Source organism: Neobacillus niacini (genome assembly GCF_036961885.1).
In the GTDB taxonomy this organism is placed as follows: Bacteria; Bacillota; Bacilli; order Bacillales; family Cytobacillaceae; genus Neobacillus; species Neobacillus niacini_H.
The window spans coordinates 47,975-57,271 of sequence record NZ_JBALNQ010000067.1; the positions used below are offsets into that span (position 1 = coordinate 47,975).

At 35.9% G+C, this 9,297-nt stretch carries 11 protein-coding genes; 9 read left to right on the forward strand and 2 right to left on the reverse strand.

Features of this window, described 5'->3' with window-relative positions:
- Nucleotides 1–263: 263 nt before the first annotated feature.
- From V7124_RS23255 to V7124_RS23265, 3 genes are all read left to right on the forward strand, one after another.
- Nucleotides 264–746: a nucleoside deaminase gene (locus tag V7124_RS23255; RefSeq protein WP_335493903.1), complete on the forward strand. Its 483-nt coding sequence runs from the start codon at nucleotides 264–266 to the stop codon at nucleotides 744–746.
- 107 nt (nucleotides 747–853) lie between these two features.
- Nucleotides 854–1,054 carry a hypothetical protein gene (locus V7124_RS23260; RefSeq protein ID WP_335493905.1) on the forward strand — a complete coding sequence of 67 codons (201 nt, stop codon included), beginning with the start codon at nucleotides 854–856 and terminating at the stop codon, nucleotides 1,052–1,054.
- A 206-nt stretch (nucleotides 1,055–1,260) separates the two neighbouring features.
- Complete coding sequence (locus V7124_RS23265) at nucleotides 1,261–1,881, forward strand: NAD(P)-dependent oxidoreductase (RefSeq protein ID WP_335493930.1); 621 nt, start codon at nucleotides 1,261–1,263, stop codon at nucleotides 1,879–1,881.
- 91 nt (nucleotides 1,882–1,972) lie between these two features.
- On the opposite strand, the gene V7124_RS23270 is transcribed toward V7124_RS23265, so the two are convergent.
- Nucleotides 1,973–2,812, reverse strand: a complete 840-nt coding sequence (locus tag V7124_RS23270) for a hypothetical protein (RefSeq protein WP_335493908.1) — start codon at nucleotides 2,810–2,812, stop codon at nucleotides 1,973–1,975.
- A gap of 228 nt (nucleotides 2,813–3,040) precedes the next feature.
- Between V7124_RS23270 and V7124_RS23275 the strand changes: the two genes are divergently transcribed.
- Together V7124_RS23275 and V7124_RS23280 are read left to right on the forward strand one after the other, a co-directional pair.
- Nucleotides 3,041–3,778 carry an AAC(3) family N-acetyltransferase gene (locus V7124_RS23275; protein ID WP_335493911.1) on the forward strand — a complete coding sequence of 246 codons (738 nt, stop codon included), beginning with the start codon at nucleotides 3,041–3,043 and terminating at the stop codon, nucleotides 3,776–3,778.
- Between the two features lie 130 nt (nucleotides 3,779–3,908).
- On the forward strand, nucleotides 3,909–4,229 hold the full coding sequence (locus V7124_RS23280) for a ribonuclease E inhibitor RraB (RefSeq protein ID WP_335493913.1): 321 nt from the start codon (nucleotides 3,909–3,911) through the stop codon (nucleotides 4,227–4,229).
- Between the two features lie 121 nt (nucleotides 4,230–4,350).
- On the opposite strand, the gene V7124_RS23285 is transcribed toward V7124_RS23280, so the two are convergent.
- Nucleotides 4,351–4,914: a DUF421 domain-containing protein gene (locus tag V7124_RS23285; protein WP_335493915.1), complete on the reverse strand. Its 564-nt coding sequence runs from the start codon at nucleotides 4,912–4,914 to the stop codon at nucleotides 4,351–4,353.
- 167 nt (nucleotides 4,915–5,081) lie between these two features.
- Here V7124_RS23285 and V7124_RS23290 point away from each other — a divergent pair, with 167 nt between their 5' ends.
- The 4 genes from V7124_RS23290 to V7124_RS23305 all read left to right on the forward strand — a co-directional run.
- Nucleotides 5,082–5,411 carry a peptidase dimerization domain-containing protein gene (locus V7124_RS23290; RefSeq protein WP_335493918.1) on the forward strand — a complete coding sequence of 110 codons (330 nt, stop codon included), beginning with the start codon at nucleotides 5,082–5,084 and terminating at the stop codon, nucleotides 5,409–5,411.
- A gap of 644 nt (nucleotides 5,412–6,055) precedes the next feature.
- A complete protein-coding gene (locus V7124_RS23295; protein WP_335493920.1) occupies nucleotides 6,056–6,607 on the forward strand; it encodes an NADPH-dependent FMN reductase in 552 nt (183 codons plus the stop codon).
- Nucleotides 6,608–6,696: 89 nt separating this feature from the next.
- Complete coding sequence (locus V7124_RS23300) at nucleotides 6,697–7,923, forward strand: CaiB/BaiF CoA transferase family protein (protein ID WP_335493922.1); 1,227 nt, start codon at nucleotides 6,697–6,699, stop codon at nucleotides 7,921–7,923.
- A 207-nt stretch (nucleotides 7,924–8,130) separates the two neighbouring features.
- The coding region (locus V7124_RS23305) for a TetR/AcrR family transcriptional regulator (protein ID WP_335493924.1) at nucleotides 8,131–9,297 on the forward strand (1,167 nt) is incomplete at its 3' end.

Genomic DNA, 9,297 nt, shown 5'->3' on the forward strand with positions numbered 1-9,297 from the left:
GATGAACTAATTGAGTATAATGCTGGAGAGAAATGATAGATAGGAAAACATATGTAATACATTACGTTAATTTTAAAAATTGTACATATAAATCAGTAAAACCATTCATTTATTTTGATGATTATCTTCTAGGTAAATAGATTGGTAAGACAGAGAACGAGGGGTGAGACCGTTTTTGCAGTGAAAGGACATCAAGATTTAATAGCCGTACTTATAGACTCTTATATAACTTACTTTTTTCGGAAGAAGAGGAGGATTCAAATATGATAAGTGATACAGATTTGAAACATTTGCTACGTTGTGTTGAATTAGCAAAAATTGCTTTGGAGAAAGGTGACGAGCCGTTTGGTTCAGTACTGGTTTCTGCTGATGGAGAGGTGCTTTTTGAAGATCATAACCTCGTGGCAGGCGGTGACCATACTCAACACCCGGAATTCGCTATTGCGCGATGGGCAGCCACTAACATGGTACCTGAAGAAAGAAGCAAGGCGACAGTATATACCTCTGGAGAACATTGCCCTATGTGCGCTGCGGCTCACGGTTGGGTTGGTTTAGGTCGGATCGTTTATGCATGTTCATCTGAACAACTGGTACAATGGTTAGTTGAATTGGGTGTTGCTCCATCGCGTGTTCGGAATCTGCCCATTCAAGATGTCATCAGTGATACCAGAGTAGATGGTCCTGTTCCTGATCTAGCGGAGGAAGTTCGTAAACTTCATCATCAGTTTTACACAAGAAGACATTAACCATTACGATTTAGACTTTTAAAGCTGTCATAAGGTTATATCCTAATATAGAGTACAGCCTTGTCAAAGCGATTGCATCTCAGAAACAACAAAACGATGTCAAAGCCATGTATGATTGGGAAATTGCGAAGGTTATTGTTGAATTGGAGAAAATCAACCAATTAAAAATGGATGATCATACCTCCTTACAGCAGGCATTGGTAGATATCTATGAGGCACCTTGGGAAGATCAAATGACACAAAGAAGTGCAACAACAGGAATTAAAAAGCTCGGTGAGTTTACGGGGGCTTTCAGAACGGGGAAGTGAAGATACTAGAAGCAAGACCATCGATGGGAAAAACCGACGTGATGCTTCATTTTGCAAAAATGTCGGGTTGGGCAGGTTTTCCGCCACTCGTTTTCCTTAGAAATGCCTCAAAAGCTGATCACCTCCCGAAATGTACTGGGTGTTATGTAAGAAAAGACGATATAATAACTTATATGTTTATATTCATAAAATGGGGGTTCATTCAAATAAATATTTTAATTTTAGGAGCTACTGGACGAGTTGGAGGTCAAATCGTTACGCATGCCCTTCATGACAGCCATCATGTTACTGTTCTAGTTCGCACTCCAGAGAAGATTCAAATTGTTAATGAAAATTTAACGATTATACAAGGTAATGTTTTAAATAAAGATGATATCATACGTGCAATGCATGGGATTGATTTCATTATAAGTGCACTCAATACGGATGGGACAACCACTTTATCAGAAAGTATGTCGTATATTATTGAAGCAATGGAAAATAAAGGTATACAAAGAATTATCACTGTAGGAACCGCTGGGATTCTACAAAGTAGAGTTACCCCAAATGTATTGCGTTATCAGTCCATTGAATCGAAGCGCAAGTCAGTGAGTGCAGCGGAGGAACATTTTAAAGTCTACGATATGCTTAGACAATCAAATCTCGAATGGACGATTGTCTGTCCTACCTATTTGCCAGATGGAGAAAGGATAGGTAAATATCGTATAGAACACAAATTTTTACCGGATGGTGGTAATAAAATTTCAGTGTCAGATACTGCAGAATTTACATTTAGCCAAATAAAAAGTAGCGATAATCTAAAAGTTCGTGTAGGTATCGCCTACTAATAATAGTTGCTGATACTGCTTACGTATTGGACAAACCGTTTAGTAATAAATATTCATAAAATAGGCAGCCTAAAAAGCTTACTCCCGGAGATTATAAAACACTGTGCAGCCAATCATAGTACATGACTTCGCCTGTTCCGACCACATTGCGTAACGGCTTACATTCAACCTCCGGTAATAGATTGAGAAAAAGGTCTTTTAATTTGTTGGTTACAGTTCCATAAAAGAAGGCAATTGGTTTTACCACGGATTTAGCAGATTTTAGTTTTCGGATCAGCTGCTTAAAGGACTGAATAGCGATACTGAGAATGTCATCTGTAGTTTGATCATATTCAAATCGAAAAGCAGCGATTTGGACCATATGCCAGTATTCTTCAATCGTTTTCGCATCAGAAAAGAAGTATTTTATGGATTGAACAAAAGCTTGAGGAACTTTATCGCTAACAAAAGTGTGATCGAGTTCAATCGGCGTTTCATTACGTTTAGTATTCTTTTGATTATTAGTTTTTAAAAGATTAGTAGTTTCTTTAGGCTGGTCCAATTTTTTTGCCTTGGGTGGTTCATTTTGTGGGAAACGATTAAAACTATACAAGTTACTAGACTGTGAACCATTTTTCCGTTCGGTTTCATAGATGGTAAGGATCCCTAAATCCTTCGCTTTAATGATCATCCGTTTAAAAGTAGAGCGGGAGATTCCATTACCTTGATACTCATCATTAATCGCCTTAAGCACAGTTCCAATTTTTGCATTACAAACCCCAGGGACCTTTGCAGAAAAACGAACCAGCCGTTTTAAGCCTACCAGCTCTCCCTTCGAGAACTCTTGCTTCTTAACTGCTAACCACATCTCAATATGCGTATTAAACTCCTTTACACTCTTAAACTGTGAATATCCTTCAAAGCCTTCAATTCTGCCAGATTTCAAATTCATAAAAATGCACCACCCTTTATACCCTCTATATAGGGATTTAGGGGGCGAACGGACAGGGTGGTTTGTAAGAAGTTGTTACAGTTTTGTGACACCTGAAACCCGTTCTTTCTCTTTTCAATCAAACGATAGAAACCTTTTTCTATATTCTGCATTTCTCAAGGGAACATAGACAAATAATTCTACTATGGTATCCTTTTGGTGTATTTAAAGAATGAAAGGTTGAATGTGATGTACAAGAAACAAGATTTAGTAAATCATCTTAGTGAATTAGGAATCGACGAAAATGGAACCTTACTTGTTCATTCATCCATGAAAAGTATCGGGCGAGTAGAGGGTGGGGCGGAAACTGTCCTTGATGCACTTTCAGAATATATGAAAAATGGTCTTTTGGTTTTTCCTACCCATACATGGTCGTATATTAATGCGGAGAATCCTCGATTTTATGTCAATGAATCACATTCTTGTGTCGGTTTATTAACGGAACTGTTTCGAAAACGCCCGGGTGTTGTTCGCTCCTGGCACCCAACGCATTCGGTAGCTGCCCTGGGAAAAGGAGCCCATGAATTTATTGTGGGAAATGAACAATTCGACACACCGTGTGCACGCGAATCAAGTTGGGGGAAATTGCTCGATCAGAAGGCAGCCATCTTGTTAATCGGAGTCGATTTGCGAAGATGTACATATATTCATGGAGTAGAGGAATGGCTTGATATACCAGGTCGATTGACACATGATCACGAAATGCTTTACACGATCTTACCGGATAAAACGGAACTTTCCATACCGCAAAGAAGACATATCGGTCATACCTCTGAAAAATACATTCGGGTTGAAGATTTATTTCTTAATCATCAAGTGATGTACAAAGGGCAATTCGGCGATGCAACAGTTAGAGTATGTGACACAGTAAAGATGACAGACTTGCTAAATCACTTATTAAAAGAAAAACCAGATTTATTTACATGATTTATTGGGGACGACGTCAAAGAATTGGCCTCGCATATCTTTTTGAACAATAAAAATTTTTGGTTAGTCGAAAAGAAATAAGTGAATTATAATGAAAACAATGAATGTACTAGAATTGGAGGAAAAACGAATGAAATTCCCAAATGATGCTGATGGAGATGCTTTGCATAGTCTATATAAAGATGGATTAGATTTAAAAAAACAACACTCAGTGGACTTTTTTGTTGCCGTGCCTGATAAAGCAACAGGTGAAGTATTATCGCAAGTACTAAAAGATGAAGGATTCAATTGTTTCTTAGATCAAGACGACGAAACTGAAGAGTGGGCATGTTGTTGTTCTAAAAGAATGTTATTAAATTATAATGAATTAATTAAAATACAGAATAAATTAAATAATTTAAGTAAACCACATGGTGGTTATTCTGACGGTTGGGGTGTTTTTGTAGAATAAAAGGATTTAGGGAATCAAAAAGATGTCTCCGACTTCCAGTTCTGGGACATTGACATTAGTGTCAGTCCTACAGTGAACTAAAGCTTTAATGCACCGGGGGACTGACCCCGGTTTTTTGACATTATTTGATATGTGGAACTTTATTGAATATATTGTCTTGTTTAATTTCTTCGTTATTTCGCAAATTACCTTTAGAATCTCCGTTATTCCTTTCTAAAAACTCCTTACGTGTTACAGGTTGAGCATGTTCCATTAACTCATAACCCAATCCACCATCAGATTCAATAGTAGCAGTTTTCACATCAGATATATAAGCAATGCCTTTCTGACGTAGTCTCGCTTCTAATTGCTGTTTTGACATTCTTAATTTGTTTAAATTTTCTAACTTTATTTCACCATTTAGTATAACGACGGTTGCATCACCTGTTAAATATCGTTCTATGGTACGAGACTTGAATTGAAGATATTGAACAAAAATAAGATATATAACAAAAAAAGTTAATATAATGATGATCTGCCAGAACTTATTTTCCTTAATGGCGTGCCCCATAGTAGTTCCTACAGCTAAGATAACGATTACCTCAAGACTAGTCATTTTAGCCATTGATTTTTTTCCAGCAAACCTAAGTAAAAGGGTGCCGGTAAATAGTAAAATTATGGGTTCCCATAAAAATGTAATATTCATTTACTCACCTCTAATGCTTTTATGTTATTTTGTTTCAAAGATACTTTTTTTAACAAAATACCATGATTCATCTATAGAGAATTGTCTCTTACTTTAGAAAATATATTCAGAGTTGCTATCACGCATTACTTTTAAGGCAAATGCCTTCCCATAACCGAAATTCTGATATGTGGGATCGAGGAGTTCCTGCGATTACGTATTCTTTAAGAGGTCTTTGTGCTCTCGAGGTTTCCCTTAAAACGGCGAATACCGATTGGCATTCCGGTATGTTCGGCGGGGGAGTTCAGAACGCTAACCATTTATTAGTGCTACTGCTTTCTACTCTTCATGATGCAAACGAAAAGGTAAATGTGGATCAGTTCTATGATGATGTTTTAGAATTGACAGAATTTGAGAAGGAACAAATTAAAGCAATGGGCTTTGATGAAGAAAAGCTAAAAAAATCCTTAGGGTTAACAGAATGTTACGGGAGTGGAAACAAATTATCCATACCCTAAATATACGTGTTGTCTTAATTGGAATCGGGTTGCCAGATGAACATCTCCATTTTTCTTAAAATTATCATTTGTGATGTGTTCTTTGGAACTTACAGAAACGAAAGGGCACAAGAGTTTTAAATACAAATATTTCCTTAATTTAATCTCCCTAAAGCAGAAAAAACATCCTTAAAGAGGGTTAAATAATGTCTATGATTAAATAGAAGATAAAAATTCCTGGAAAACAGCACTGAAATCAGTTAAAGCTTTATAGTTTTATACCTGGTCAATACGTAACTATAAAGGTGGAAATTACTGGTGAAAATATAATCATTTATGGAATATAGTTTATCGATAGTTTTTGAATTAAGTGGACCTATAAATCCAAAAAACAAAAATGCACGAAAGACAACAAACTCGATCGATTCATCAATTAATTTTATTTTTTTTTTGCAAAATAATCTAATATGAGGTTTACTATACAATTTGAAAAACATTGAATATTGCATCGGATTGGGCAATTAAGTAACATTGTAATAAGTTGAATAGTGTAAAAAAATAGTATAGAAGTAATCCTAAATCTATAAAAATAAAATAGGAAGTATCTTTTCTCTACATCATAAGGTAGATTTAGGAACGAATTCTAATAAGAGAGGATGGTTTTAGTGAGAAAAGTTGGTATTATTGTTGGCAGTCTTCGTAAAGAATCGAGAACTAAGCAAATTGCTAAAAATGTAGCAACCTTATTCCCTAAAGGATATGAAATAGAATTTGTCGAAATTGGCAATCTAACATTATATAATCAGGATTATGATACAATTGGCTCTCCGCCAGAATATTCTACATATCGCAGCACAATGAAAGGAATGGACGCCGTATTATTTGTTACGCCTGAACACAACCGCACGATACCTGCTGCATTAAAAAATGCATTGGATATAGGTTCCCGTCCATATGGACAAAGTATTTGGGATGGGAAACCGGCAGCAATTATTAGTCAATCCCAAGGTAATATAAGCGGATTTGGGGCGAACCATCATTTACGTCAATCGCTAACTGTCTTAAACATGCCTATCCTCCAACAACCGGAAGCTTATTTATCAAATGTAGCGTCTTTATTGGATGAAAACGGAAAAATAAACAATGAAGGAACTGTTCAATTCTTACAAACCTTTATAAATGCGTTTGTCGATTTGATTAATAGATATAAAGCTTAAGATACTATAGATCTTTTAGATTACCACCTAAAAAATATTATCACCATTCCTAAAAATTTCCATAACTTTTTTAGAGGAGGAAAAACTGATTGGGAAAGCCGTTAACAGGTATTAGAATTTTGGATCTTACCCGTTTAGTCCCGGGGCCATTCTGCACAATGCTTCTTAGTGATATGGGCGCAGAAGTAATAAAAATAGAGGACCCGGACAATATTGATCAAATGCGAATCCAGCAGGTAAATGAAGACGGGGAAAGTTTCCAGTTTGATGCACTTAACCGAGGAAAGAGGAGCATATCTATTCGATTAAAAGATCCCAGAGGGCAGGCGGTTTTTAAAAAGTTGGTTAAAGGGTCCGATATAGTTCTGGAGGGATTTCGTCCAGGTTACATGAAACGTCGAAATCTTTGTTATGAAACATTGAAAGCGATTAATTCAAAATTGATATACTGTTCTTTATCAGGATTTGGCCAAACAGGTTCAAATAGATTTCGTGGAGGGCATGATTTAACCTATCAGGCACTGGCAGGAACACTTCTCGACGGAGGAAATAAACCAGTTTTACCATCAGTATTGTGGGGTGATTTGGCTGGGGGTAGTTTGACAGCGGCCATGTCTATCCTTGCTGCTCTAGTCCGAGTACGTGATAAGGAAGAGGGCGGGTTTATTGATGCCCCTATATTTGATGGTTTGCTTCTATTGAACTCTATGGGAACAGCCATTGCATCATCGCAAGGCCGCGATGCTCAAAGAGGTGAGCGAATCGTAAACGGTGATTTAGCTTGTTACAACGTATATCAGACCAATGATAAGAAGTATATGGCTCTAGGCAGTATAGAACCGATTTTTTGGCAGGCTTTTTGTAAATTAGTTGACCGCCCTGATCTTTTGCCGCTTCATATGGACTTAGAACGACAAGATTACCTAAAAAAAGAACTTCAGACGATTTTTTTGAGCAAAACTCGAGATGAATGGGTACACTTTAGCATGGAAACAGACTGTTGCTTGGAGCCAATTTATAGCCCTAATGAATCCATCCAAAATCCACATGTGCTTTCTAGAAACTACCTATATCCTTTAAAATCGGGTAAAAAGGTGTGGAATTCTCCGGGACTGCCTCCCGGTTTAATCGGGGAATACAAAGATTCAGAGTCAAACCTAACATCATCTACTAATGTTCAAAGTGCACCGAAATTTGGTGAGCATACTCTTGAAATTTTAAAGGAATCCGGTTATACAGAACAAGAAATCAGTGAGTTAATCAAGGATGGGACGGTAAGTTTCGATATTATAACTGATCGGATGCAGCCAAAGTAATAATCTGTGGGAAAATAAAGAATATTGCTAGATCTGGTTTAATAAACTTTAATCAATTTTCTATCTATCAATCTTTGGAATAAAGGACCGATGTTTTTTTATTGTAGAAACATCGGATATTTGTGTTGTACTCTTACGTTGACAATAAAACTAGTAATTGTTACCATTAATATTAAAAGTTCCTAATGATTGGTGAGATGAGGAATAATGATAAAAAATTCAACTATAAAATCAATACCTAATTCTAAAGTTGCTTTCCGTGAAGCATTGCTTAGACTAATGAACCAAAAGGACTTTCATACTATTACAATATCGGAAATTGCGGATTTGGCAGGTTACCAACGTGCAACATTTTATCTTCATTACAACTCTAAGGAGAATCTGATTGATGAATTGATTTCTGAAAAACTTCAAGTCTTGTACCAATTTCTTAGCATACATGAACGAGAATTAAAATTGGCAGAATATTACAAAATTTTTACTCACATATATGAAAATGCAGCCTTTTTTAAAATTATGTTTAGTGAAAAGAGAATACCCGGATTTCTATCTCAAATTACCAACACTTTAGCAAATTACATAAATAAAAAAGAATTACCCTCTTCCGATGACAATACTGCAGAGATTGACAAAGAATTCTATGTTATTTATCATGCAACCATAACAATAGGTCATTTCTTATATTGGATACAAACAGACTTTAAATACAGCCCGGAATATATGAGCAAAATAACAAAATATTTTGTGGAAGAAAATCCCTTCAAGACGTTCTTTCAACTTGAATTAAATCAGTTTCCGATAATGACATTTCATGAAACAAAAGAAGATAAAAAGATGGATCGCAGGATTTTGCGAACAAAAAAATTGATAAAAGATGCTTTTTTGGAACTATTAATCATTAAAGATTTCGATTTGATTTCAATGACAGATATTGCAAACTGTGCCGATGTGAATCGTTCTACCTTATATGCATATTTTCCTAATAAGAGTTCATTAACAGAGGAAATAATTGATGAAATGATGGAGGGACTTGCAAAGGTTATTTTTGGTAAATTTAAAAAAGAAGAAAAGAAATTAATCGGCCAAGATGATTTTGTCCTTTCTCGTATGTTTAAGTATATTTATGATAACGCTGCCAGTTTCCAATTAATTACTGGAGAAAATAGGGTTCCTGGGGTGAATCAAAGATTTATCTCAGAAATTAAAAAAATTGTCAATATTATCTTGAATACTAATAAAGTTATCGACCCAATGCTAAAGTCAAATAATGATATTACTGTTAATATTATGAGTTCTGCTCTTGTTGGTGTCATTGGCCATTGGATGAAATCAGGACTAGTTCAAGGGCCATCCCCCATGGCAAAGCAATTTACT

Bases quoted from the DNA above. Each gene is read 5' to 3' on its own strand.
- V7124_RS23255 (WP_335493903.1), top strand. From the start codon at position 264: ATGATAAGTGATACAGATTTGAAACATTTGCTACGTTGTGTTGAATTA.
- V7124_RS23260 (WP_335493905.1), top strand. From the start codon at position 854: ATGTATGATTGGGAAATTGCGAAGGTTATTGTTGAATTGGAGAAAATC.
- V7124_RS23270 (WP_335493908.1), bottom strand. From the start codon at position 2,812: ATGAATTTGAAATCTGGCAGAATTGAAGGCTTTGAAGGATATTCACAG.
- V7124_RS23275 (WP_335493911.1), top strand. From the start codon at position 3,041: ATGTACAAGAAACAAGATTTAGTAAATCATCTTAGTGAATTAGGAATC.
- V7124_RS23280 (WP_335493913.1), top strand. From the start codon at position 3,909: ATGAAATTCCCAAATGATGCTGATGGAGATGCTTTGCATAGTCTATAT.
- V7124_RS23285 (WP_335493915.1), bottom strand. From the start codon at position 4,914: ATGAATATTACATTTTTATGGGAACCCATAATTTTACTATTTACCGGC.
- V7124_RS23290 (WP_335493918.1), top strand. From the start codon at position 5,082: ATGTGGGATCGAGGAGTTCCTGCGATTACGTATTCTTTAAGAGGTCTT.